The 24988-nt window shown below is 60.9% G+C and carries 15 protein-coding genes; 7 read left to right on the forward strand and 8 right to left on the reverse strand.

Features of this window, described 5'->3' with window-relative positions; all coding sequences use genetic code 11:
- Positions 1-9: 9 nt before the first annotated feature.
- The 5 genes from JFU04_RS13425 to JFU04_RS13445 all read right to left on the reverse strand — a co-directional run bounded on the left by JFU04_RS13425 (position 10) and on the right by JFU04_RS13445 (position 11845).
- Positions 10-1089 (reverse strand): SagB family peptide dehydrogenase, encoded by a 1080-nt coding sequence (locus JFU04_RS13425; protein WP_201144311.1) that lies wholly within the window; start codon positions 1087-1089, stop codon positions 10-12.
- Between the two features lie 587 nt (positions 1090-1676).
- Positions 1677-3092, reverse strand: coding sequence for an efflux transporter outer membrane subunit (locus JFU04_RS13430; protein WP_201144313.1), 1416 nt, complete (start codon positions 3090-3092; stop codon positions 1677-1679).
- Complete coding sequence (locus JFU04_RS13435; protein WP_120448513.1) at positions 3089-6268, reverse strand: efflux RND transporter permease subunit; 3180 nt, start codon at positions 6266-6268, stop codon at positions 3089-3091. Before JFU04_RS13435 ends, JFU04_RS13430 begins: the two co-directional genes overlap by 4 nt.
- A gap of 15 nt (positions 6269-6283) precedes the next feature.
- A complete protein-coding gene (gene mexE, locus JFU04_RS13440; RefSeq protein WP_065905152.1) occupies positions 6284-7525 on the reverse strand; it encodes a multidrug efflux RND transporter periplasmic adaptor subunit MexE in 1242 nt (413 codons plus the stop codon).
- A 399-nt stretch (positions 7526-7924) separates the two neighbouring features.
- A complete protein-coding gene (locus tag JFU04_RS13445) occupies positions 7925-11845 on the reverse strand; it encodes a hypothetical protein (RefSeq protein WP_201144315.1) in 3921 nt (1306 codons plus the stop codon).
- A gap of 347 nt (positions 11846-12192) precedes the next feature.
- On the opposite strand from JFU04_RS13445, the gene hisD reads away from it, so the two are divergent.
- Positions 12193-13476, forward strand: a complete 1284-nt coding sequence (hisD, locus tag JFU04_RS13450) for a histidinol dehydrogenase (protein WP_065905032.1) — start codon at positions 12193-12195, stop codon at positions 13474-13476.
- Between the two features lie 44 nt (positions 13477-13520).
- Here hisD and JFU04_RS13455 read toward each other — a convergent pair whose 3' ends face one another.
- Positions 13521-14387, reverse strand: a complete 867-nt coding sequence (locus JFU04_RS13455) for a helix-turn-helix transcriptional regulator (protein ID WP_065905153.1) — start codon at positions 14385-14387, stop codon at positions 13521-13523.
- A gap of 433 nt (positions 14388-14820) precedes the next feature.
- On the opposite strand from JFU04_RS13455, the gene JFU04_RS13460 reads away from it, so the two are divergent.
- The 6 genes from JFU04_RS13460 to JFU04_RS13485 all read left to right on the forward strand — a co-directional run bounded on the left by JFU04_RS13460 (position 14821) and on the right by JFU04_RS13485 (position 22469).
- Positions 14821-16041, forward strand: coding sequence for an MFS transporter (locus JFU04_RS13460; RefSeq protein WP_240435302.1), 1221 nt, complete (start codon positions 14821-14823; stop codon positions 16039-16041).
- Positions 16042-17625, forward strand: a complete 1584-nt coding sequence (locus JFU04_RS13465) for a GMC family oxidoreductase (protein ID WP_106803996.1) — start codon at positions 16042-16044, stop codon at positions 17623-17625.
- Positions 17618-19432, forward strand: coding sequence for a thiamine pyrophosphate-binding protein (locus JFU04_RS13470; protein ID WP_162946080.1), 1815 nt, complete (start codon positions 17618-17620; stop codon positions 19430-19432). Before JFU04_RS13465 ends, JFU04_RS13470 begins: the two co-directional genes overlap by 8 nt.
- Positions 19433-19504: 72 nt before the next feature.
- Positions 19505-20206 carry a hypothetical protein gene (locus JFU04_RS13475; protein ID WP_201144317.1) on the forward strand — a complete coding sequence of 234 codons (702 nt, stop codon included), beginning with the start codon at positions 19505-19507 and terminating at the stop codon, positions 20204-20206.
- Positions 20207-20216: 10 nt separating this feature from the next.
- The gene (locus JFU04_RS13480) at positions 20217-21056 is read left to right on the forward strand and encodes a sugar phosphate isomerase/epimerase family protein (RefSeq protein WP_201144319.1); all 840 of its coding nucleotides are present in this window, start codon (positions 20217-20219) and stop codon (positions 21054-21056) included.
- 195 nt (positions 21057-21251) lie between these two features.
- A complete protein-coding gene (locus tag JFU04_RS13485) occupies positions 21252-22469 on the forward strand; it encodes a hypothetical protein (RefSeq protein ID WP_201144321.1) in 1218 nt (405 codons plus the stop codon).
- Here JFU04_RS13485 and JFU04_RS13490 read toward each other — a convergent pair whose 3' ends face one another.
- Both JFU04_RS13490 and JFU04_RS13495 read right to left on the reverse strand, forming a co-directional pair.
- Positions 22470-24092 carry a dipeptide ABC transporter ATP-binding protein gene (locus tag JFU04_RS13490; RefSeq protein ID WP_201144323.1) on the reverse strand — a complete coding sequence of 541 codons (1623 nt, stop codon included), beginning with the start codon at positions 24090-24092 and terminating at the stop codon, positions 22470-22472.
- On the reverse strand, positions 24089-24985 hold the full coding sequence (locus JFU04_RS13495) for an ABC transporter permease (RefSeq protein WP_065905050.1): 897 nt from the start codon (positions 24983-24985) through the stop codon (positions 24089-24091). Before JFU04_RS13495 ends, JFU04_RS13490 begins: the two co-directional genes overlap by 4 nt.
- Positions 24986-24988 lie beyond the last annotated feature (3 nt).

The following is a 24988-nucleotide window of genomic DNA, read 5'->3' on the forward strand; positions in this document are numbered from 1 at the left end:
ATGCCCCTGTTATCGCGTACCTTCTATCAGCGACCTTGTTTCTTTCGTGTAGGAACTCCCGCTTCCGTGGCCCGCACCCACTAAAAAAATAATGTGTTCTGTGGAGGTGTTCAGTGCGAGGAGTTCATTGATTTCTTTGTCGTGGAAATAGCCAGTTAACCAAGGTTGGAGGCCCAGCGCTGTGATCAATAGGTTTGCCGTTTGCGAGAGGTGTCCGACGTCAAGGAGCATGGGGCGGTAAGCACGAGAATGTGGGTACTTCCACCACAACTTGTCAAACCGGGAGGTGAAAAGCACCGCAAAACCTAGGTTGTTTGCCCAATGCTGGCCACATAAGTAAGAGGCTATGGGTTCTGAAGGAAGGGGGGTTACGTATTCAAGAATGTGTTGTTCGCTTATATAGTGATAAAGACCGGGGGCCAAGCCTTCTACATTTCGCGCCCATACATATCCTTCCGTAGCTTGAAGTCCCCCCGCCGACGGTGACGTTCTTCTGAAACCGAATTTTTGTGCTCCCACAGGTGCGTCATAATCAGTTTCTTTTTTGTAAGCTAACGTCCCGTAAAGTACAGTGGCCAGTGCCAGTAGTGATGAAGGACTGTCATAGAAATCTCTGCAGGTACTACGAGCCAAGAGCGTATCCCAAAGGCTTGCTTTTTGAATCGCATTAATGTCAGGAGGCGGTAACAGCGTTTGCTGGCCTCCTTTTATCGAGCACATTACGGGTTCATCTTTATGGAGCGATTCACAAAATTCCAAGTAACTTCTTGCATATTCTATGTACATTTCTGGCAGGTCAGGGGAGGGCGGATTTGGATGGCATGTACCGAGATGGAATATCTTGGATAGCACATCCCAGCCCCACTCATCGATCGGTTTAGCGTGTAGCAGCACCCCAGACTCTTGGATAGACCTATCGTCGGTCGTATCCATTACGTAATCACCCGCCGAAAATTTTAAAAGTCTCTCGAACTCTCCGGTATTCACTTCATATTGAGCGTGATTTTTATAATCCCATAAAAATGCTGATCCTTCTCTAAAGATCAAAAATATCTCACTGGATAGCCATCTTTTTGTTTTAGTGCGCATAGTGAGTTACCGTTCTTTTTGCCTGTTGATTGATGGATGCCTGGACCGTAGTCCAGGCGATAAATCAACGATTGATGACAGCGTGTCGGCGATCGAGAACCTTAGTTGTACTCGGTGTGGGTGTGAATGAGTAGGTTGGGATAGTGACCATCTTAATGGTGAAGTGTGGGTTGTTGTAGGCATCATTCGATTGATTTTTTAAGGTGGGTTCAATCATTACTCTTTTCATGATTAGTTCCTCAAAGTACCGCCTTCGCAAAATGGCTAGGCGCAAGAAACGGTAAAATTGACTAGCAGTGTTGTCAATGCAAAAGCGTGGAGTTTATGGGGTTTTCGAATAGGTATTCTGTGAAAGTTAAGCTGTATTTGTAGGAAAATGTACGGTGTTTTTTCTTACAGTCTTTTATGCGGTTGCATGCTGGGTGTTTAACAATGAGCCCTATTGATATGCGTTTAGCTGTCCATAACGTGCCAATTAATTCTTATCAAATTGTTTCGGAGCTTAACCAGCCAAAAAAAGCCCCGTGACCGAATGGACCACGGGGCTAAAAATTGGCTGGATGCGACCAACCAAAGGAGCGCTTAAATTACTTGGCGGTTGCTACCACCGTATCCGGCTGCCAGCCACCACCCAATGCTTTGTAGATCGCCACGATGCCGCGATACAGGTCTACTTCGGCCTGGGCCTGGGAGTCTTCGGCGGCCAGGCGTTCACGTTGTGCGTCGAGCAGCACCAGGAAGTCCACGGTGCCTTCGCGGTAGCGGATTGCCGCGAGGTCGGCGGCGGCGCGGCTGGATTCGCTTTGACGGATCAGCGAGACCAGGCGTTGCTGGCGTTTGCCGTAATCGCTGAAGGCGTTTTCGGACTCTTCCAGTGCGAGCAGGACTTGCTGCTCGTAGGTCGCCAGGGCGCCATCGGCCTGTGCATCGGCACCGCGCAAACGTGCGCGCACGCTGCCCAGGTCAAATGCGGCCCAGGTGATGCTCGGGCCAAGGGCCCAGGCGTTGGCGGCCGATGAGCCGATCTGCGAACCCCGCCCGGCGGTAAAGCCGAGGAAACCGCTGAGGCTGACCCGTGGGAACAGGTCGGCCTTGGCCACGCCGATACGCGCGGTGGCGGCGGCCAGTTTGCGTTCGGCGCTGAGGATGTCCGGGCGCCGTTGCAGCAGTTGCCCCGGGTCGCCGATCGGCAACGCCTTGGCAATCGCCGGCAGGTCTTTGGGGCTCAAGTCGACGGTCAGCTTGTCGGGGCGCTGGCCGAGGAGGGTGGCGATGCGGTTGCGCTCGCGCATTTGTTCGGCCTGCAGTTGCGGCACGCTGGCTTCCACCGCCGCGAGGCGTGCGTCGGCACGCTCGACGTCGAGTTGGTCGCCGACCCCGGCATCGCGCAGGCTGACGGTGATGGTGCGCGAATCCTGCTGGTTCTTCAGGTTGTCCAGGGCAATGCGTTCACGCAATTGTGCGCCGCGCAGTTGACCATAGGCGTCCACCAGTTCGGCAATCATGGTGACTTGCAGTTGGTACAGGTCGGCTTCGGCAGCCTGCTGGTCGGCGTCGGTGGCTTCCAGATTGCGCTGGATGCGGCCGAACAGGTCCAGTTCCCAGGCCATGTCCAGGCCCAGGTCGTAACGCTCGCTGTTGACGCGCTTGGTGGTCTGGCCAGGGATCTGCCCTTTGCCCAGGTCACTGCTGGCGCGGCTGGTAATTACCGGCATGGCGTCGTTGCTGGCGTCATCGCGGATCGCACGGGCAGCACGCAGGCGGGCAAAGGCGACGCGCAGGTCCCGGTTACCTTGCAGCGACTGAGTCACCAACTGGTTGAGGGTCGGGTCCTCGAATTGCTGCCACCAGATGCCTTCGAACTTGGCGTGATCGTAGTTCTTGGCGTCCACGGCGGCGGTGATATTGGCCGCCTCCGGGGTCTGGGTCTTGTAGTCCGGGCCCACGGCACAGGCGGCAAGCGCCAGTACCAGGAGGCTCGGCAGGAATATTTTCACGCTCATTGCTGTGTCTCCAGCTTCAAGGCCTTGGCCGCTTTGCGCGCGTCCTGGCGCTCCACATAACGTCGGATCAGTACGTAGAACACTGGTGTCAGCAACAGACCGAAGAAGGTCACCCCGATCATCCCGGAGAACACCGCCACACCCATGGCATGACGCATCTCGGCACCGGCACCGCTGGACAACACCAGGGGCACTACACCCATGATGAAGGCGAACGAGGTCATCAGGATCGGCCGCAGACGCAGACGGCATGCTTCGAGTACCGCCGCCAGTGGGTCGAGACCCTCGGCTTGTTTATCCTTGGCAAACTCGACGATCAGAATCGCGTTCTTACACGCCAGGCCCACCAGTACGATCAGGCCGATCTGGGTGAAGATGTTGTTGTCGCCGCCCGAGATAATCACCCCGGTGATGGCCGACAGCAGCGTCATCGGTACGATCAGGATCACCGCCAACGGCAGGCTCCAGCTTTCGTATTGGGCGGCCAGTACCAGGAACGCCAGCAGTACGCAGAGCGGGAACACGAACAGCGCGGTGTTGCCCGAGAGGATTTGCTGATACGTCAGGTCGGTCCACTCGTAGGTCATGCCGTTGGGCAGTTCATCCTTCAACAGTTTTTCAATCGCTGCCTGGGCCTGGCCGGAGCTGTAGCCCGGTGCGGCGTTGCCGTTGATTTCTGCGGTGATGAAGCCGTTGTAGTGCATCACGCGGTCCGGGCCCGAGGTGTCGCTGACCTTGATAAAGGTCGCCAGCGGGATCATCTCGCCTTTGTTGTTACGCACTTTCAGCTGGCCGATCTGGTCTTCATCCTGGCGGAACTGCTGCTCAGCCTGCACGTTGACCTGGTAAGTGCGGCCAAAGCGGTTGAAGTCGTTGGCATACAACGAACCCAGGTAGATCTGCAGGGTGTCGAAGATGTCGCTGATCGCCACGCCGTGGGTCTTGGCCTTTTCACGGTCGATGGCAGCATCGACCTGGGGCACGTTGACCGTGTAGCTGGTGAACAGGCCGAACAACTCAGGTACGCCACGGCTCTTGGTGATGATGTTCTGTACTTCTTTGTACAGCTCGTCATAACCCAGGTTGCCACGGTCTTCGACCTGCAGGCGGAAGCCGCCAATCGTCCCCAGGCCCTGTACCGGCGGCGGCGGGAAGATCGCCATGTAGGCTTCTTCGATGCTGCTGTACTTGCCGTTCAGTGCACCGGCAATCGCACCTGCGGACAGGCTCGGGTCTTTACGCTCCTCGAATGGCTTCAAGGTCACGAACACGATGCCGTTGTTCGGGCTGTTGGTGAAACCGTTGATCGACAGGCCGGGGAAGGCGATAGCGCTTTCCACGCCGGGCTGTTTCATAGCGATGTCAGACATGCGCTTGATCACGTCTTCGGTGCGGTCCAGGCTCGCGGCGTCCGGCAATTGCGCGAAGGCCACCAGGTATTGCTTGTCCTGGGCCGGAACGAAACCGGTCGGCGTGTGGGCGAAGCCCAGCCAGGTCAGCACCATCAGGCCGGCGTACAGGAACAGCGCAATACCACTGCCGCGAATCACCCGGCGTACGGTGCCGACGTAACCATGGCTGGCTTTGTCGAAGAAGCGGTTGAACGGTTTGAACAACCAGCCGCCGAGCAATTTGTCGAGGAACTTGGAGAAGCGATCCTTCGGTGCGTCGTGACCTTTAAGCAATACCGCTGCCAGCGCGGGCGACAGGGTCAGCGAGTTGAACGCCGAGATCACCGTCGAGATCGCAATGGTCAAGGCGAACTGCTTATAGAACTGTCCGGTCAAGCCGCTGATGAAGGCCGCTGGAACGAACACCGCACACAGTACCAACGCGGTGGCGATGATCGGGCCGGTCACTTCGCTCATGGCCTTTTCAGTGGCCGGGAACGGTTCGAGTCCCAATTCGATGTTCCGCTCGACGTTCTCCACCACCACGATGGCGTCGTCCACCACGATACCGATGGCCAATACCAGGCCGAACAGAGACAGCGCGTTGAGTGAGAAGCCGAACAGGTGCATCACCGCAAACGTACCGATCAACGATACCGGCACCGCCACCAATGGAATGATCGAGGCGCGCCAGGTCTGCAGGAACAGGATCACCACCAGCACCACCAGGATCAGTGCTTCGAACAAGGTGTGGACCACTGCCTCGATGGAGCCGCGCACGAAGACGGTCGGGTCATAGGCGATGCGGTAATCCATGCCTTCCGGGAAGCTCTGCTTGAGCTCCGCCATCTTCGCCCGCACTTCATTGGAGATGTCGATGGCGTTGGAGCCAGGGCGCTGGAAGATCGGAATCGCCACGGCCGGCTGGTTATCGATCAACGAGCGCAGGGCGTATTGGCTGGAGCCCAACTCCACCCGCGCAATGTCTTTGAGGCGGGTGATTTCGCCGTTGGCGCCGGCACGGATGACGATATTCTCGAACTCTTCCTCAGTGACCAGGCGGCCCTGGGTGTTGACCGAGAGTTGGAAGCTGGTGTCATTCGGTGCAGGCTGCGCGCCCAATGCACCGGCGGCCACCTGGCGGTTTTGTTCACGAATGGCCGTCACCACATCGGTAGCGGTCAGGTTGCGCGAAGCGGTCTTGTTCGGGTCCAGCCACACACGCAGGGAGTAATCGCCCATGCCGAACAACTGCACATCGCCCACGCCGCCCAGGCGTGCCAACTCATCCTTGATATTGAGGATGGCGTAGTTGGACAGGTAGAGCATGTTGTAGCGTTGGTCCGGGGAGGTGATGTGCACCACCATGGTCAGGTCGGGAGAGGCCTTGTCCACGGTAATACCGATGCGCGTCACTTCCTCAGGCAGTTTCGGCTGGGTCCGCGTCACCCGGTTCTGTACCTGCACCTGCGCGTTGTCCAGGTCGGTGCCCAGGGCGAAAGTGATGGTCAGGGTCAGCTTGCCGTCGGCGGTCGACTGCGAGGACATGTACAGCATGTTCTCGACGCCGGTGATGGCTTGCTCGAGCGGAGCGGCCACGGTTTCACCGATGACTTTGGGGTTGGCGCCCGGGAAGTTGGCGCGCACCACCACGGTCGGCGGCACGACTTCGGGGTATTCGCTGATCGGCAATTGGAACAGCGAGATCGCGCCGGCGATCAGGATCAACAGCGAGAGCACCGCTGCGAAGATCGGCCGCGAAATGAAGAACTTGGAAAAATTCATCTTGAGTCGTATCCCTTAACCGCGTGGAGTCGCAACGGCTGCGAGCTTGGGCGCGGTTTTTTCCGGCGCCACTTGCTCCAGGTTGCTGGCTTCAAGCGCTTGTCGTTGTTGTGCCAAGGCCGCGAGGGTTTCCTTGCTGGCCATCGGGATGGTTTCCGGAGCGACCGGCGACCCAGGGCGCACGCGCTGCAGGCCCTTGACGATAATGGTGTCGTCCTTGTTCAGGCCGCTGCGTACGATGCGCAAACCTTCAATCTTCGGCCCCAGTTCCACCGAGCGATACGCCGGCTTGTCGCCGTCCATCACCAGCACGAACTTCTTGCCCAGGTCAGTGCCCACGGCCTCGTCGTTGATCAGCACGGCGGAGTAGGTGCCGCTGCCGACCAGTTTCAGGCGCGCATACAGGCCAGGGGTGTATTCGCCCTTGCTGTTGTCGAACACGGCGCGACCCCGGATGGTGCCGGTGGCCGGGTTGACCTGGTTGTCGACGAAGTTCATCTGGCCCAGGTGCGGGTTGCCGGTTTCGTTGGACAGGCCCAGGTAGACAGGGGTGGTAGCACCACGACGGCCTTGGCGAGCCAGCTCGGTGTACTTGAGGAATACGCGCTCATCGGCGTCGAAGTAGGCATAGACCTTGTCGGTGGAGACCACGCTGGTGAGCGCGGTGACGTCGGCGGTCACCAAGTTGCCGGCGGTGATTTCGGCACGGCTGACGCGGCCGCTGATCGGCGAGGTCACGCGGGTGAAGCTCAGGTTCAGCTTGGCCAGGTCCAACTGCGCCTGGATCCCGGCGACGGCGGCGCGCGATTCCTGGGCGGCGGTGGTGCGCGAGTCGGCCAGTTCGGCGGAGATCGCATTGCTCTGGCGCAGGCGTTCGCCGCGCTGGGCTTCATTGTCGCTGCGCGAGGCGGCGGCTTTGGTTTGTGCCAGCTGGGCTTCGAGGCGGCGCACTTCAGCCTGGAACGGGCGCGGGTCGATCTGGAACAGCAGGTCGCCTTTCTTCACCAGGGCGCCTTCGATGAAGGCCACCTGATCGATCTGGCCCGAGACGCGTGGACGAATCTGCACGGTTTCCGGTGCCTCCAGGCGACCGGTGAATTCGTCCCACTCGTTGACCGGTTGCTCCAGCACCTTCGCCACGCTGACTTTTGCAGCTGGCATGGCGGCCGCTTGTTCCGGGGTCTTGCCGCATGCGCTCATCACCACCACGGCCAAAATCGCCAGGGGAAAGCGCAAATGTTTGAGTGACTGTTCCATGAGGTGCATCCGCCAATGTATTTGAGATGGGCGGATCATGCGCGGCGCTGTGCTATGTCACGAATCGAATGAAGCAAAGGTAACTATCATTCGGAATGATATAAGCGCGAGATTAGCCCTCTAGCATGGGGGTTTCGTTAGGGGGCTATCAATGGGCTTGATGACAAAACACTATTGCGTGCGGTGCAACTCAGGATTTCCAGGGGGGTTTAGGTCTCGGTGTTCCGTGCAGCGTGCGCATGGAAGCGCTAAATAGGTGGCCCCACAGCGGCTGGGCGAATAGGCCTGTGATGCCCATTGGAAGTCGAGTGGCACCAGATTGATCGACGCCAAACCCGCCGAGTATGCCGGGAGCGGGCATAGCAGCGGGTGATGAATCGCCCGAGTGAGCGGCCGGCCCTATTGGAAATACACCGGCTTGTAGGAAATTGTCTTGGTCACGTAGCGTGGCTCTTCGCCTAAACCTGCCACATTTAACTCTTGCTTCACGCCATGCGTTTTGGTGACTTTTGGGGTGATCTTGTTAATCAGGTCATTTTTGAGCTTATCGTTCGCCCATCTTTCGGCACCTTCGGCAGAAAGGCCAGGTAACTTATCTTGACGGCCGATTGCCAGCTCGTTTCGCCTCTGGGTCATATAGGTGGAACCATAGTTCATGGTCACCGTGCCCTCGAAAGCCTTGACGGGGCGCTTGATCTCTTGCTGTAGCAATCGAGCAAACGAATGACTTCCGCCCTCACCGGAGTGGCAAATCAACAACCTGATGTTGTCGTAACTCGAGGGGTCAACACCCTTGCTTTTTAATAACGCAACCAACTCTTTAGCGGAGTACTGCGTTTGGTCGATAACCACATGGGTGCCTTGTCTCAGCAACTTGTCAACAAAGTCGCGCCCATGCCCGTGGGCCACAATGTTAAGACGCTGCGGCCCCTTGTAGTTGTCAACATAGGTATGCACTTCGTTGGCGATCATTTTGAGGTCTTGCATGTGATTCGGCTTAATGGCTTTGTCTTTGGTCAGGCTTTTCTGGAAGTTATTGCCCGGGGACGCAGACGCGGAAGCGGTGGCCGAGACCGGGTCATTTGCCTGAGCGGCGAAGTGCTCTATCTTTGCCCCGTAGGCACGGTTCCTGGCAGCGTCGTAGTGAAACCAATCACCGGTTTTCTCATCCTGTATGGCAGTCGTTTTGATCCGTTCAGTGCGCGTGCCAACTTTATAGGTACCTTCAGCAATATCCGCTCTTTTGACGAACTCATTGAACTGCGCATTGTTCATCCCGCTTTGTTGCAACTTGCGCAGAGTGGGGAATTTTCCGGTTGCGGCATTTGGCACTTGGCTGGCTGGCAGGCCGGGTGCCTTCCCCAGTACACCGCGACCAAATGGCCTGCTTGCCGCTCCGGCCCGTCCAACCCCGCGGGCAGCCCCGGCCGGCACACTTCGTCCTGCCCCACGCAGCGCCCCCGCGCCTTTGCCGAATGCCGCACCTGTCATGTACATGACACCATCGAATATCACATCGCTAAGCGCGGCCAGCCAATCACCGTTGACAAGGTTCATGGCGGCGGATCCACCGGGTGCCAGGCCAGTGATGAATTTGAGCCTGGCCTTGTCCTTGGCCGCCTCGTCCTCGAATGTGCTGGTTGTCTTGGTCAACTCGAACAGCTTATCGAAGCTGAAGGAGGGGAGGGAATGGCTGGAAACCCGCTCGGCAATATAGTTGCTGCGCGCGCTGGTGAAGGACGCCGGGATGGTGACGGGTAATGGGCTGGCTGCTTGCCTGGCGGCTTGATCCTTCGAAGGGGTCAGCTCTTGGATCGCCGAGCTTTCCCAGGCTTGGCCAACATCAGTGGGGGTTTCGACCCATTCGCCTTGAAGGCCTTCCTTGAAGTTTTCTTTCAGGTCGTCGCGCTTGGTTATTTGGCCTTTCTGCGATGACATTTCATAGAATTCCGGGTTGCCGTCACGCAGGGTATGGACAATCAGCCTGCGGTTGTCCATGGGTTGCGCCGGCGTGAGATCTTCATCTTCTTGTCTGCCTGCGCGAGTGAACACCGTTGTCTTACTGACTTGGCCTTCGACGAACACTCGAATTTTCCCGAACTCGAGATTTTTTCGATCTTCCAGAGGCAGCCTGGATATCTGGTTTTTTATAACGGTGGCGTGTGCGCCGATGAGGTTGTTTTTGTAGGCAGTAAACTTGTTTTTATGCTCGAGTATTGGGTCGGGTCGGTCTGCCAGTTGAGTGAGCATGCTGGTGGGGAACCGGCGGTCTTCGGAAATCCAGCGTGAAAAGACATTTGACTCAGGATTTGAAAGATAGAAATCCACCAATGAGTATCTGATTGGGGTGAGATAGGCATGAGCACCGTGGGCTCGCCCTGCAGGCCCGTTATCCCGGAAACACTTGAGTTCGTAAGGCAATTCGACACCGAATTTTTTCTTCAGCGCCTCCAAGGCAAGCTCTCGTTGGGTCGGCACCTTGGCGGCAAGGTGTCCGAGGGTTGTTTCCAGCGTCGACGTTTTGTCCTTGAATGCTTGTTTCGTCTGATCGATCTGCGCTTGCGGATAGTCGCCGTCCTCCCGGGGCGGGAGCGTACCGTGCAGTTTCCCCCATTCGATCAACGCCAGGCGGGATGTCCCCTCCTGTATGGCTTGGCCGAAATCGGTAATCGGGTCCTTGGCATCCTGCGCAAACACCTGGGCAAAGGTCATATCTGCGGTGGCGCCAGGGCTGTAGGTTTCAATGCGCGCCACTGCGGCCTTGAACGCGACCCAGGCAGTCGAGCCGTAACTCACGTCATTGGGAATGTTCTGGACCAGCAGCTCAGGCGCCGCCCGCGCCAGCAGCAGGTGCGCGGCCACGGGTGCCAACTCGGGCGATACCCGGTTGAGCTGGACGAGATGGTCGGCGAGGCCCTGTTTGATCGTCACCAGAGGCTTTCCACTGAAACGGTCGTCTGCCAGGTTGTATCCCGCCACATGGTTTGGCTTTGGATGAAACAGGCTTTCCTTGTCCAGGGTGGTCGCAATGGCGGTCAGGACCCAGTCATGGGGCGTGCTGGTTTTCCAGGTGTCGCCCATCTTGGCCTTCAGGGCGGATTCGAGTTCGCGGGCCTTGGGCGTATTGACTATTTTTTCTATGACTTGCAGAGGATTGCGCAATTCGCTGGTGGAAAATTGCATGTTTTTCGCCAGGTAGCCCAGCGCACCGCGTCGATCCGGACGTGACGTCCCATCGTTGCTCAGGGTCGGCAGGTTAAGGTTGTAGTTGAAGTGGCTGTAGACGGTTTTTTGTTCGTAATTCTCCAGCGGCACGGGCCAGGACAAGGCTCCGCCGAGGCTGCCGAGTTTCGAGACCGGCAGCGGTGCGCTGCTGATGACGTTCCTGACGTTCTCGAGTTCTGCCACGGTTTTTGGCAGGATCCAATTGTTCGCAAGCATAAACTGCTCGAGGGTCGGCGCCGTGGTGTCACCCAATTGTCTCTGCTGGCTGAACGACGAGTCGGGATCCACCGCCATCGTGGTGTTCTTCAAGGCCTCTTCGACCTGGCGAGACCCACTGTTCACCAGGTGCGTCAATTTGGCGGACAACCCGTGCATATCGGCGAGATCACCTCGCGCAGTTTTTTCGTCGTCAAGTATGCCCAGGTCGGCTGCAGGTGCCATTTGACTGTCTGGATCGTTAGCCGCGTTTTTCCGGAACACTTGGGTCTGCGCCAACTCATTGGCTCGCGCCGCATTGCCATTGGCGTCTTCTCCATAGAAATTCGCCACGACAAACAGAGGCGCGGATGAGTGACTGCCGGGGGTGACGATCAAGGGGTTGTTGCCTGCCGCCACAACGCCTGCCGCGCGCAGCACGGGGGCAACGAGCGTGTCCCATAACGGGTCTTTATCCGCGGCCCTGAACGTCTCGCGACGGCCACTGGCAGTCGCGGTGAGATGGCCGAAGGAACTGATCGACAGCGGCTTGGACAGATCAATATGTTTGGCGCTCGCCCATTCCACGAACTGGGGGTTTTCAAGCAGTTTGTGCAGGTGGCCCCACCACTGGCCGAATGTCGATTGCGGCGGTATGCCGTTGATAGTGTCCGTACCGTCAAATGAAGGCCCGTTCCGGGCGATGTTCTGCGCGGCCGTGGCAAATAACAGCGCGAGGTCTTTGTCGCCCTTGGCTTCGGGGCGGGCGTCCGGGGCTTGATCGGCGGTGTGTGCCGCGTTGCCGGTGCCGGCTGCCGGGAGAGGGGGGATGGCGGTTGTTGGCGGAAGAGGGCGTGCTGGCGTGACAGTCGGCTGGGTGACGGTCGCTGATAGGCTCATGCAGTGTTATCTCGCGGTCTGGTTCAGGCAGAGTCACCCAGCGCGGGTTTTATCGACTGGGCTCGTAGCGTGAGTGAGTCACCGTGAGGTTTGATTCCAATTTTCCGACAGCGGAATGTTATCAATTGCTACCTGCCGGACTGTGCGAGACGGTCATCCCCCGGCGCGCCTGTTGCCGCAATCAAGTTGGGGGCGCCGTGCGTCATCGTGCGTCACCTGGGCCGTCAGTGCGAAATTGTGGACAGGGCCGTGCAGCCCGGAAAATCGACTCCAGTTGCCAGGTATCTGTCGAGCACGCCCGTGCTTCGAGGCTTGGCTGACGACGCGTACTTAAACTGGAGCAAGACATGATTCAATACCTCAAGACTGCCAAACCGGTGGCTGCACAGGCCGAGATCGCGAGCCAGGTTCGCGATGTGGTGGCTGACATCATTGCCAACGTCGGTCGCCAGGGGGACGCCGCGGTCCGTGAGTATTCCCGGCAGTTCGATCAGTGGGACCCGCTCAGCTTTCGTCTGACCGATGAGGAAATTGCCGCCTGCGTCGCCAGCCTCTCGGCGCAAGAGATCGGCGATATCACCTTTGCCCAGGAGCAGGTGCGCCGCTTTGCGCAGGTGCAAAAGGCTGCGCTGGTGGATGTCGAGGTCGAGACCCTGCCGGGCGTGATCCTGGGGCACAAGAACATTCCGGTGAACTCGGTGGGCTGCTATATCCCCGGCGGCAAATACCCACTGTTGGCGTCGGCGCATATGAGCGTGTTGACTGCCAAGGTCGCCGGCGTCAAGCGCGTGGTGGCCGTGGCGCCGCCGTTCGATGGCCGCCCGCATCCGGCCATCGTCACGGCGATGCACCTGGCGGGCGCTGACGAGATCTACTGCCTCGGCGGGGTGCAGGCCATTGCCGCGCTTGCCTTGGGCACCGACACGTTTGCGCCGGTCGACATGGTCGTCGGCCCCGGTAACGCGTATGTGGCAGAAGCCAAGCGCCAGTTGTACGGCAAGATCGGTATCGACCTGATTGCCGGCCCCACCGAAACCCTGGTTATCGCTGACGAAACCTCCGATGCAGAACTGGTGGTCGCCGACCTGCTGGGGCAAGCAGAGCATGGGGTGAACTCTCCGGCGGTGTTCCTGACCAACTGCCGTGCACTCGCCGAGGCGATTCCAGCCGAGATCGAGCGCCAACTGGCGGTCCTGCCGACGGCCGGGGTGGCTGCCATCGCCTGGCGTGACTACGGTGAAATCATCCTCTGTGACAGTGTTGAGGAACTGGTGGAGGAGGCCGATCGCATCGCCTCCGAGCATGTCCAGGTCATGACCCGTGATCCGTTGTATTTCCTCGAGCACATGACCAATTACGGCGCGCTGTTCCTCGGGGAGCGCACCAACGTCTCGTATGGCGATAAAGTCATCGGCACCAACCACACCCTGCCGACCACCAAAGCTGCGCGGTACACCGGCGGGTTGTGGGTGGGCAAGTTCATCAAGACCTGTACGTACCAGCGCGTGCTGACGGATGAGGCCTCAGTGCTGGTGGGCGAGTACTGCTCGCGACTCTGCGCGATGGAAGGGTTTGCCGGCCACAAGGAGCAGGCGGATATCCGCATCCGTCGCTACAAGACCACCGCTTGAGTCACGCCCTGCTGCCCGCAATGGGCAGCAGGGCGGCGTTGCTTCTAGTCCTGCCCACCCCAGACAATCGCCGCATTGTCTCCCGTCATGTACTCGCGCACCTCCACCGGCAGTGACAGGTCGGCGGGCAGCAGCACTGTTGCCGCGCGCAAGTGCCGTTTGCGAATCAGGCCTTTTTCCACATAGTTCAACGTCAGCCGGGTGGAGAAGGGCTGGCGATAGGACGATGACGCCACCCCGGTGACCAGCCCATGCAGAAAGCGTATGGGCCGCCGGTGCTGCGGCGTGAGGATCGAGAAAGTGATTTCGTTGCGCTGCTTGCCCTCGAAATCCACCATGAACAACCGGTCGCCCAGCAACAGGCAGAAACCGTGATAGGTGAACGAGTAGCCGGTCTTGCCGCTGCCATCCTGCAATGGGAAGCGCTCGACGGTCACGTACTGCACCATCGTGTCCGCGCGGTAGAGGCACGTCACCGAGCGCAGGATCCGGCCTTTATAGATCGACGAGTTGTGGTAGCGGTAATACACGCCCAGGTAGTCGTCCAGCGCGTGCGCCGAAGCCTTGGCCAGTGGCAGGAAATGATTGAACTGCGCGGAGGCACGCAGCCCGATCGGCAGCTCGTTTTCAAACCCTTCGTAGAACTGCTTGAAGTCGGCCGGGGGACGAAACAGGTCCTCGGCTTCCATCATGAAATACCGCGCGATTTTCTGCAGGATCTTCTGCGACGGCACATGCTGGCCGGCCAGGTACTTGTTGAACTGCTGGCGGTTCACATCGATCTTGCGGCACATGTCAGCGACTGACCGGCACGACTCCACCAGCGTGGCGAGGTTTCTCTGCACGTTGCCTTGCAGGTCATTGCGCACTTGATGGCGCTCTCCATGGGAGGGGGCGATTACAACTGACATGGGGGCGTGGATCTCCTCGCAAGCGGCTTTTTTAGTTTTTTTTTCGGGCAGCGGATCAGGCGTGAGCTGCATGCCGAGCATGCTAGATAGTCTGCAACCGAGCGTCCAGCACGCACTTGCCGGACTGTCGCTGCTGCACATGTGCGTCGGTCTGCGTCACACCACAGCCATCTGCGAAATTGAGCCGCGCGCACGATCTCTCGATACTCGAAACGTCCACGTGGCCTGCTCGCCGGCAGTCCATGAGCGCGTGCATGTCAGCCATCAAGAGCGACCTTCCACGTGGGGCACCTTGCAACATCACTGTCTAAATACTGATGGCCAGCGGCCATTAATTCCAATAACGAAGGGGCCTCAGCCCCTCGACAGGTGATCCATGTTATCGAGCAAACGCGACAACTCCCTGGTTACGCCCAGAATCAAGAAAGCGCGAATGGCCACGTTCGCGGGCTTCATGATCATGGGGGCGCTGTTTTACACCTGGTCGGTCGGGGTGAGCGCGTTTCGAAACCATTTAGGCATGGAGGGAAGCCTCGGCGACCTGAACTTCGGCATGGTCGCCCTGGGGATTGCCATCGGCGGCACCTTCGGTGCATTCATCGTCGGGTATTTCGTCGACCGGTTCGGCCCACGGACCGTAATCCGCACCACCTTGCTGGCCTATCCACTCTCGCTCATCGCCCTGGGGTTTGCCTCGCAATACACCTTCGCGCTGATGTTCGGATGCCTGTTGGGCGCCTTGCGCGGGTCGGTCGACACCGCCCTGAATGCGCACGGTGTGCAGGTCGAACGGTTTTATCAACGCTCCATCATGTCGGCGTTTCATGCGTACTTTTCGTTGGGCGGCTTTCTGTTTGGAATCCTGGCCAGCTACCTCGCCGGCTTTTCTTCCGACAGCGCGATTATTCCCTTCACGGTGGCCGGGGTTTCGCTGGCGCTGCTGAGCCTGCTGACCAGTCAGTTCATGCTCGGCAAGGACGAGCTGCTGCCGGTCAACCACGAACCGACTCGCAGCGCCGCCGCGCCCACCGCGCGTAACTGGAAAGTGCTGATGTTGATGGTGGCTTTCGGAGCGCTGCTGATTGCGGGGATGATCAGTGAAAGCTCGGTCAGCGACTGGGGCCAGGAGTTCCTGGTGCGCGAGACCGGCATGACCATCTCGACCGCTGGCCTCGCCATCAGCTTCTTTACCGGCGCCGGGTTTATCGCGCGCATGACCGGTGACTGGCTGGCCGAGCGTATCGGCGCGGCGGCGATGGTGTTCTGCTGCGGCGCGATCTCGATTGTCGGCATCTTCCTGGCAACCCTGAGTCACGCCCCGGTGATGGGCATGGCTGGCTTTGCCCTGCTGGGGCTCGGGCTCGCGTGTATCGCGCCGCTGATGCTGTCGGCGGCGGGGCGCAAGGACCCGGCCAACTCGGGCCGCAATGTCGGCATCGTCAACGGCATCGGATTTGGCGGCATGCTCGGTGGCCCGGCGGTCTATTCGTACCTGGTGAGCACCTACGGCATCGGCGCGCTGTTCTACATGCCGCTGGTGCTCATGAGCCTGATCGCGATCTTCGGCCCGCTGTTGATGCGAGTCAAACCCGGCGCCTCGGCGGCCCATCCGGCTGCATCCGCAGCTGCCAACAACAGCGAGGCGAAGATTTAAATGCAAGCCACTCCTGAAGTCATCGTGATCGGCAGCGGTGTCGGCGGCGCCATGACCGCCCGCCGCCTGGCCGAACACGGGGTGAACGTGCTGATGCTCGAGCGTGGCGACTGGGTGCCGAAGGAAGCGGACAACTGGCGTGTGGCCTCGGTGTTCTTCGACAAGAAATACACCGCCCACGACACCTGGCTGGATGCCCAAGGCAAGCCGTTTCGCCCGAGCATCTACTACAACGTCGGCGGCTGTACCAAGTTCTATGGCGGCTCGATGATCCGCTACCGCGAGCGGGATTTCGAGGTGCTGCAGCACGAGGAGGGCGTGTCGCCGGCGTGGCCGGTCAGTTACGCCGAGTTCGAACCGTATTACACCCAGGCCGAGCAGATTTTCAAAGTGCACGGTGACGACCGCGACGATCCGTCGGCGCCGTGGCGCAGCAAGCCGTATCCGTACCCTGCGGTGGCGTCGGCGCCTATCGTCGAGCACATGTGCAAGGGCATGCGGGCGGCGGGCGCGCGCACCTCGGCGATGCCGTTGGCGGTCGATTATTCGGCTGACGGCCACTGCACCCTGTGCAAGACCTGCGACGGCTTTCCTTGCCGGATTTCGGCAAAAATGGAGGCAGAGACCGCACTGGTGCAGCCTGCGCTGGCAACGGGCAATGTGACCCTGCGTACCAACACCTTGGTCAAGCGGTTGCTGCTCAGCCAGGACGGCAAGCAAGTGACCGGGGTCGTGGTGGAAAGTGACGGCCAGACTGAAGTACTGACCGCCCGGCTCATCGTGGTCTCCTGTGGCGCCGTCAACAGTGCGGCCTTGCTGCTGCGGTCGGCGTGCGAAGCCGCGCCGAATGGCGTCGCGAACAGCTCGGACGTGGTTGGCCGTTACTACATGGCACACAACCAGACCGCATTGATGGGGTTGTCGCCGCGCCCCAACGACACGGTGTTCCAGAAAACCGTGTCGATGAACGAGTTCTACTTCGGCGCGCCGGATTATCCCTTCCCACTGGGCCATGCGCAGATGCTCGGCAAACTCCAGGGCGGGATGCTCTCGGCCAATGTGCCGTTCATGCCCAAGGTGGTCGGCGCCACCATGGCCAAGCACAGCATGGACTGGATTGCCTTCTCGGAAGACCTGCCGGACCCCGACAGCCGCATCCTGATCAAGGACGGCCAGATCCAGATGGCGATCCGTCGCAACAACCTGCGCCCCCACCGTCGGTTCATCAAGAAGATGGTGGCGCTGCTGCGTGCCAGCGGTTACCCGATCGTATTGACCAAGCCGTTGCTCAAGCACTCCACCTCTCACCAGTGCGGCACCGTGCGATTTGGTCGCGACCCGACGACCTCGGCCCTGGACATCTATTGCCGCAGCCATGACCACGCGAACCTGTTCGTGATCGATGCGTCATTCATGCCGTCGTCCGCCGCGGTCAACCCGGCCTTGACCATCGCCGCCCAGGCGCTGCGGGCTGCGGAACATATTCTCGCGACGGAATTCGGCATCACCTCTATCCGGCGGCCTGATGAACAGCAGGCCGCGACACTCTCTCTTTACGCCATAGCAGGAGCGCAGCATGACTGATACGAAAACAAAAAAAATGACCGGTGGGCAAATCGTGGTCGAGTACCTTATCCGCGAGAAAGTGCCCTATGTCTTCGGGATCCCGGGGCATGGCAATACCGCGCTGCTGGACGCCTTTGTCGACCGCAAGGATGAGATCACCCTGGTGCCGGCCATGCACGAGCAAGGTGCGTCACACATGGCTGACGGCTTCTACCGCTCCAGCGGGCAAATCGCGGCTGTCTGCGCCTCCATCGGTCCGGGGGCGACCAATACCCTGACGGGGATCGCCACCGCGTTCGCCGACTCGCTGCCGCAACTGGTGATCAGCGGCGGTGTGCACACCTACATGCTGGGCAAAGGCGTGCTGCAGGAACTCGACCGTCCCCACGGCGATAACTTCCCGCGCATGGCGGAACCCGTGGTGAAGCGCTGGTGGCAACCGGGCACGGTGGCGCAGTTGCCCGGGGTGATGACCCAAGCGTTCAACGTGATGCTCGAAGGGCGCCGTGGCCCTACCTTGATCAACCTGCCGCAGGACTTGCAGGCCGAATGTGCGGAAATCGAGTTGCCAGCGCCGCAGACGCACCGTGGCCACGGCCGCCTGCACGGCGACCCGGCCGACATCGCGCGTGCCGTGCACCTGCTGATGTCGGCGGAACGTCCGGTGATCATGGCGGGCGGCGGCGTGATCGCCGCGAACGCCAGTGACGACCTGGTCGCCATCGCCGAACACCTGGGCGCCGCGGTGACCACCTCCTTCATGGGCAAAGGCTCGATCCCCGAGGACCATCCGCTGTATGCCTGGCCGTGCGGCGACCTCGGCTCGATCCCCGGCAATGCGATGACCCGCGAGGCCGATGTGATCCTCGCCGTCGGTTGCCGCTTCAGTGATCGAATCACGTCCTCCTACCGGCCCGGCGTGACCTTCGATATTCCGAACAAGACCCAACTGATCCAGATCGATATCGATGGCTTCGAGCTGGGCAAGAACTACCCGGTGGAAGTCGGCATCGTCGGCGATGCCGGGCCGATCCTGCAGGCGCTGCTGGCCGCATTGCGTGACAGCGGGGCGGCGCGTGACTACAGCACCTCGCCGATGTTCCAGCGCCTGCAGCACCTGAAGGCCAAGTGGGAGGAACACCTGGCGCCGCTGCGTACCTGCAATCAGTCGCCGATGACGGTGTCCCAGGTGCTGTTCGAAGCGCGCAAGATCCTGCCGCGCAACACCATTGTCGTGACCGACTCCAGCAACCCGCAGAACCAGGTGTTCAACGAGTTTCCGGTGTATGGTCCCAAGCAGCACATCACGCCGGGTGGTTTCTCCGGAATCGGGTTTGCGCTGCCAGCCGCCATTGGCGCGAAGATGGGCGCGCCGAATCAGCCGGTGGTTGCCATTTGCGGGGACGGCGCGTTCCTGCAGACCGGCCAGGAGCTGGCAACGGCGGTGATGATGGGCGTTCCGGCGATTTTCCTGATCATCAACAACGGTGGCTGGGGTGCGATCCGCAACCTGCAACTGAACATGTTCGGCGAGGACCGCGAAATCATCACCGACTTCCGCACCCCGGACGGCGCGTCCTGGTCGGCCAACATTGCCGATTTCGCCAAGTCGCTGGGTGCCGCCGCCGAGCGGGTGACCGACCCGCTGCAGATCGGCGCCGCGGTGGACCGCGCACTCGCGTCCAATCAACCCTACGTGATCGAGGCGATCTGCTCGATCGAGCGCCCCTGGAGCAACATGCACCCCACCGGCTGGTGGGACATCACCGTGCCCGACTACCTGGGCGAGTACCGCGACGAGTATGTGAAGAACCGCGGTTTCTGATGCGCTGATGCCAACTCCCTGCGCTCATGGACGAGCGCGGGGCTTTATTCCAGAACCGATAGGGCCTGCGAAGTGACACTATTCAATCAACAGCGAGCGCTGCAATTCAGTGACCAGTTCGTCGAGTGTTACCTGGTCGAGAACGTAAAAGACTTTACCGTCGAGGCGGGCGTGGTGGTCAACCTCGATCACCGCCCCATGAGCATCGGCGGCCCGGTACCGAGTGTGGTGCCTGCGTGGAAATCCACCGTGCTGTTCAACGCCGTGGTCGCCGAGGCCGCACGCATGGCGGTGTTCCGCGTGCGCAGCGAGGTCGACCTGGGCGGCATTGTGCTGGGGGAGTGGGACTGGTTTGGCAACCGCTTTGCCAAGTTTCCGCGCACCACGCCGTTGTACATCTCGCGCTACGACGAGATTGGCACCGTGCGCCTGGACCCGTTTGCCTTCGCCAACCAGCGCGAGGCGGTGGTGGATGCACGCGAGTACACGATTCGCCTCAACCTGTGGTGGGCGCCGACCAACACCGACTGTTACTTGCACAATGAACACCCGTTTGTGGAAATTCATACCCAGATCCACGGGGCAGGGCGCATCCAGTTATTCCGCGAGCGCGACGCAAGCACGCTGTACCGGCAGATCAGCATGGCACCGGGCTACACGCACGACCCCTTCACCCACGTGGATAGCGAGGGCAGTCCTACCTATCCGTGGCATCGCTACTGGTCGGATTCGGATGCGATCTGGCTGGCAATCGAGTTTCATCCAAAAGGCTGAGGGGATGTCTATGAAACTGGCTGTAGTGACCTGGACACTCGGGCTCAGCGAGCCGCAAGCGGTGCTGGCCAAGGCGCTCGCGCTGGGGCTGGACGGCATCCAGTACTCAGGTGATCACCGCGACGCCTGCCCGGTAGACCTGCGTGAGCAGGCACGCCGGGCGGGCATCACGATTCTCGCGGTCGACCCGATCAATGCCGGGCCGCAGCACAGCGCCGACGCCACGCAGGACCTGGCCGTGGATTACTACCGGAAGGTCATCGATTTCGCAGCCGAGCTGGGCAGCGTGCCCGTGACCTTGCAAGGCCTGTCGCTGTGGACACGTAATTGCCCGGATGCTGCCTCGGCGCACGCGCGACTGCTGGCGTGCTGCAAGGTGATCGACGCCTATGCCCAACGCCGCGGCGTGCCCACCTTGTACGAGCCGTGCAACCATTTTGAACTGCCGTTGATCAATACGGCGCAGCAATGCCGGGAGCTGATCCGCGCGGTCGGCAGTGCCAACCTGCGCATGGTGCTGGACAGCTTCCACATGAACATCAATGAGCCCGACCCGGTGCAGACGCTGCGCGACTGCGCGCACTTCACCGCGATCTATCACATCTCGGATTCCGGACGAGGCGCTATCGGCACCGGGCACATCGACTTCGCCGCCCAGTACCAGGCATTGGTGGCCAACGGTTTCAGCGGCGATGTGTCCATCGAGCTGGTACTGCCGCATCTGCTTCCAGGGCAGCCGCCGGGCAGCGAGTCCGACTGCCAGGCGCTGGATGCGCAGATACGTGCGAGTGCCCGCCAGTGGCGCGCTTACCGACCGGCAGCCGCTCAAGCCGTTACGGCTGGCGGGTGAGGCCACCAGCACTATCGGCATGCTGGCTGCGTCAGCCTATCAACGGTTGGCGCGGGTAAAACCGCGCGTGTTTGGGACTTGAAGGTTTCGGCTGCCGACGGCCCACGGCAAGGAGGCCAGGTCGAGACTGTTTGCGGTGCAGCGCTTTGTGGATTAAAACAGCCCCCCCGGGATGGTTTACTTCAAGGAGATCTGATGTCCGCAGCGACCGCGTCAACGTTCCAGGTATTTTTTCGCAGAGGGTTCAAACACCTGCTTGAGCACTGGACACCGTTTACGGTGACGGTGATTTTTCTGGGCACGGGCTTTGGCATGCTCAGCCTTTACATCTACACCAAGGCGATTGGCCGCGCGGATATTTTCATGTCCACGCTGGATGCCAAGTCGGCCCTGCTGGTGTGGGTGCTCGTCGTGATGTTCATGATGACCCTGCAGTTGGCGGTGCTGATGGTGTCGGCGTGGTTGTATGGCATGTCGGTTTCATTGCTTTATAGCCGCCGCGACAGCACCCGATGCATCGCGTTGTGCCTGTTGGTGCCGTTGGTGGTCGGGTTCTCCACCTTCATGGCGTTGGCGTTTTACTGGAACGAAGACGTCGGCGCCGGGCAGGCCCTGCTGATTGTTTCGGGCATGACCTTGCTGGCGCTGTTCGGCCTGAATCGGATCAGGCGGGTGCGGGTGCTGATCGCGCAAGGGGCGCCCCGTGGTCATCGGAAGTGGGTGTACGTCCCCCTTGCCATCATGCTGCTGTTTACCGTGGTCTCCGGGACATTGCCGACACTGTTGATCCTCGACAGCTATGTCGGCCAGGACGATGCCGCGGCGGTCAGGTTTGTCGCGCTGTTCTCGATTGGTTCCTTTGTGTTCAGCCTGATCCCGGCGCTGTTGTTTTTCGTGGTCAAGGGCAGCCTGTTGCGCCGGGTATCCACAGTGGCCGCATCGGTGGTGATGTTCTTCGTCCTGTTCCTGCTGTCCGCGCGCGGGCCGATGTCGAGCATTACTTACATCGTCGCGGGCACGTTGGAAATCCGCCAGAACCACGCCGCCCGATTCATCCTGGAAGACCAGGTCAAATTGGGCGATCTGGATTCACTGCAATGGCACACACACCTGCGCGACGACGCACGCGTGCAGGTGGACGCGTACCAGCTGTTTGCATTCGGCGACCTGTTGCTGATTTGCCCGGTAGCTGTGCACGCGGCCAAACTTCATGAGCTGCCGCGCTACACCAGACTCTGCTGGTTCACCCGCGCCAGCCGGGTCCATCGCATGCCGCCGCAGATGAGCCTGCATGCGCCGCCGACGGCAAGGTCGATCTGGGCCGGCAAGGCGGCTCAATTCGTCGACTGGCAGCGGGTGCGGATCAACCTCACACCCAGGGTCAGTTTGCTGCGTGAGCGGTCAGGCGGCTGATCACGCCGCCGTCGCCGTGACCTGCCGCCCTGGGATGGCGGCAATCAATTCACGCGTGTAGTCACTGGCCGGCGTGTTGAAAATCTGCTCCACCGAGCCTTGTTCAATCACCCGGCCGTTGCGCAACACCAGCACCTGATGGGCAAAGTTGGCCACCACCGACAGGTCATGGGACACCAGCACGTAGGCAATGCCCATCTCCCGCTGCAGCTCTTCGAGCAGGTCGAGGATATGCGCCTGCACCGACACATCCAGCGCGCTGACCGGCTCATCCAGCAGCAACAGGTCGGGTTTCAGCGCCAGCGACCGCGCGATGGCCACCCGCTGGCACTGGCCGCCGGATAGCTCGCGGGGCAGGCGGTCCAGATAACTGACCGGCAGGTGCACACGGCTGATCAACTCGCGCGCGGCCTGTTCCAGGGCGGGGCCCTTGAGCAGACCGAACGACACCAGCGGCTCGACGATGCTGTCGAACACGGTGAAGCGCGGGTCCAGCGCGGCGAACGGGTTTTGTTGCACCAGCTGCAGGCGCTGGCGCAGCGGGCGGAAGTCGCGCCAACTGAGGTCGGTCACGTCCTGTTGCTCGAACCAGACCCGGCCACGGCTGGGCTTCTCCAGCCCCAGGGCGATGCGCAGCGCGGTGCTCTTGCCCGAGCCCGACTCACCGACGATGGCCAGGGTTTGTCCGGGGTAGACCTGCAGGCTCAGGTCCTCCAGCGCTACAAACGCTGGGTCTTCACCCTTGACCTTGGGCAGCACGAACGTCTTGCCGACGTTTTGCAGGCGCAGGATCGGCTGCCGGGTGGGATCAATGTGGATAGGCGGCTCACGGCGCCTGGCGAACGCCGGCGCTGCGGCGATCAGTGCGCGGGTGTAGTCGTGCTGGGGGGCGACGAGGATCTGCCGGGGTGGGCCTTGCTCGACCACTTCGCCTTGCTGCATCACCAGGATGCGGTCGGCGCGGTCAAGCGCCACGCCCAGGTCATGGGTGATGATCAGCAGCGAAATCCCGCGCTCACTGACCAGGCGCTGCAAGTGGTCGAGGATTTTGCGCTGCACGGTGACGTCGAGGGCGCTGGTCGGCTCGTCGGCGATGATCAGCCGTGGGTTGCCGGCCAGGGCGATGGCGATCAGCACGCGCTGGCGCATGCCGCCGGAAAGCTCATGGGGATACTGGCGTGCGCGCAGCACCGGCTTGTCGATACCGACCTGTTGCAGCAACTCGACGATGTCGGCGTCAACCCCGGGGTAGCGCTTGCCCTTGGCCAACACCAGCGCTTCGCCGATCTGCCGGCCGACGCGCAGGGTCGGGTTGAGGCTGACCATCGGGTCCTGGGGCACCAGGCCGATGGTACGCCCGCGCAGCTGGCGTTTCTGGCGCTCGTTGGCGTGGGTGAGGTCGGTGCCGTCGATCCACAGTTCGCCGGCGCTGATCTGCGCGTTGTCCGGCAACAGGCCGAGGATTGCATTGGCCAGGGTGGTCTTGCCCGAGCCGGACTCGCCGACAATCGCCAGTGTCTCGCCCTTGGCGAGGCTCAGCGACAGGCGATTGACCGCCGTCTGGCCGTGTCGGTAGCTGACACTCAGTTGGCGCACATCGACTAATGGGTGAAGGGCGCTCATCGCTGGATCTCCTCGAAGGTGCGGGCGATATGGTTAAGGCTGAACACCACCGCGACCAGGAACAGGCCGGGCAGCAGCGAGACCCACGGTGCGGTGATCAGGAAGTGCCGGCCGTTGGCGATCAGCGTGCCCCATTCCGCCGCAGGTGGTGCGGCGCCGAAACCGAGAAAGCTCAAGCCGGCGGTGGCCAGGATGGCCGCGCCGAAATCCAGGGTGGCCAACACTGCCACCGGGCCCCAGGCGTTGGGCAGGATGTGCCGCAGCAAGGTCCGTCGCCAACTGGCGCCGCCCAGGCGTGCGGCTTCGACGTAGGGCAGGGTCTTGACCCGCAGCACCTCGGCGCGGGTCGTACGGGCGAAGCCGGGGATAATCCCCACGCCTACCGCGATGGCCACCGGCACCGTGCCGAAGCCGATCGCGGTGACGATCGCCAACGCCAGCAACAGCCCCGGCAGGGCCAGCAGCACGTCGACAAAGCGCATGATCACTGCGTCGATGCGACCACCGGCAAAGCCGGAGACAATCCCCAGGCCCAGCCCGCCCAGCAACGCGATCCCTACCGCGAGGAAGGCCGCCAGCACCGACAGGCTGGAGCCGTAGACCACGCGGGTATACAGGTCACGCCCCAGCTCATCGGTGCCGAACCAGTGCGTCGGGTTTGGCGCGCTGAGCTTGACCGCCGGCGCGGTGGCGTAAGGGTCGAAGTGGGTCAGCCAGTGCGGCGCGACGGCCGCGACCAGGGCGAACAGCACGATCAGCACCGCCAGGCTGAAACCCGGCCGGCGCAACAACGGCAACACGCTGGCTTGTGCACGCTGCAGGCGGCTGCGACGACGCCATACGGGGCTGGCCGCGAGGGTTTTGCGGCCAAGATTCTGCTCGAGGATGGTCATGGT

The organism is Pseudomonas sp. TH21 (assembly GCF_016651025.1).
Lineage (GTDB): Bacteria > Pseudomonadota > Gammaproteobacteria > Pseudomonadales > Pseudomonadaceae > Aquipseudomonas > Aquipseudomonas aylmerensis.

Bases quoted from the DNA above. Each gene is read 5' to 3' on its own strand.
- JFU04_RS13445 (WP_201144315.1), bottom strand. From the start codon at position 11,845: ATGAGCCTATCAGCGACCGTCACCCAGCCGACTGTCACGCCAGCACGC.
- JFU04_RS13465 (WP_106803996.1), top strand. From the start codon at position 16,042: ATGCAAGCCACTCCTGAAGTCATCGTGATCGGCAGCGGTGTCGGCGGC.
- JFU04_RS13455 (WP_065905153.1), bottom strand. From the start codon at position 14,387: ATGTCAGTTGTAATCGCCCCCTCCCATGGAGAGCGCCATCAAGTGCGC.
- JFU04_RS13460 (WP_240435302.1), top strand. From the start codon at position 14,821: ATGGCCACGTTCGCGGGCTTCATGATCATGGGGGCGCTGTTTTACACC.
- mexE (WP_065905152.1), bottom strand. From the start codon at position 7,525: ATGGAACAGTCACTCAAACATTTGCGCTTTCCCCTGGCGATTTTGGCC.
- JFU04_RS13430 (WP_201144313.1), bottom strand. From the start codon at position 3,092: ATGAGCGTGAAAATATTCCTGCCGAGCCTCCTGGTACTGGCGCTTGCC.
- JFU04_RS13480 (WP_201144319.1), top strand. From the start codon at position 20,217: ATGAAACTGGCTGTAGTGACCTGGACACTCGGGCTCAGCGAGCCGCAA.
- JFU04_RS13485 (WP_201144321.1), top strand. From the start codon at position 21,252: ATGTCCGCAGCGACCGCGTCAACGTTCCAGGTATTTTTTCGCAGAGGG.
- JFU04_RS13435 (WP_120448513.1), bottom strand. From the start codon at position 6,268: ATGAATTTTTCCAAGTTCTTCATTTCGCGGCCGATCTTCGCAGCGGTG.
- JFU04_RS13495 (WP_065905050.1), bottom strand. From the start codon at position 24,985: ATGACCATCCTCGAGCAGAATCTTGGCCGCAAAACCCTCGCGGCCAGC.
- hisD (WP_065905032.1), top strand. From the start codon at position 12,193: ATGATTCAATACCTCAAGACTGCCAAACCGGTGGCTGCACAGGCCGAG.
- JFU04_RS13425 (WP_201144311.1), bottom strand. From the start codon at position 1,089: ATGCGCACTAAAACAAAAAGATGGCTATCCAGTGAGATATTTTTGATC.
- JFU04_RS13490 (WP_201144323.1), bottom strand. From the start codon at position 24,092: ATGAGCGCCCTTCACCCATTAGTCGATGTGCGCCAACTGAGTGTCAGC.
- JFU04_RS13470 (WP_162946080.1), top strand. From the start codon at position 17,618: ATGACTGATACGAAAACAAAAAAAATGACCGGTGGGCAAATCGTGGTC.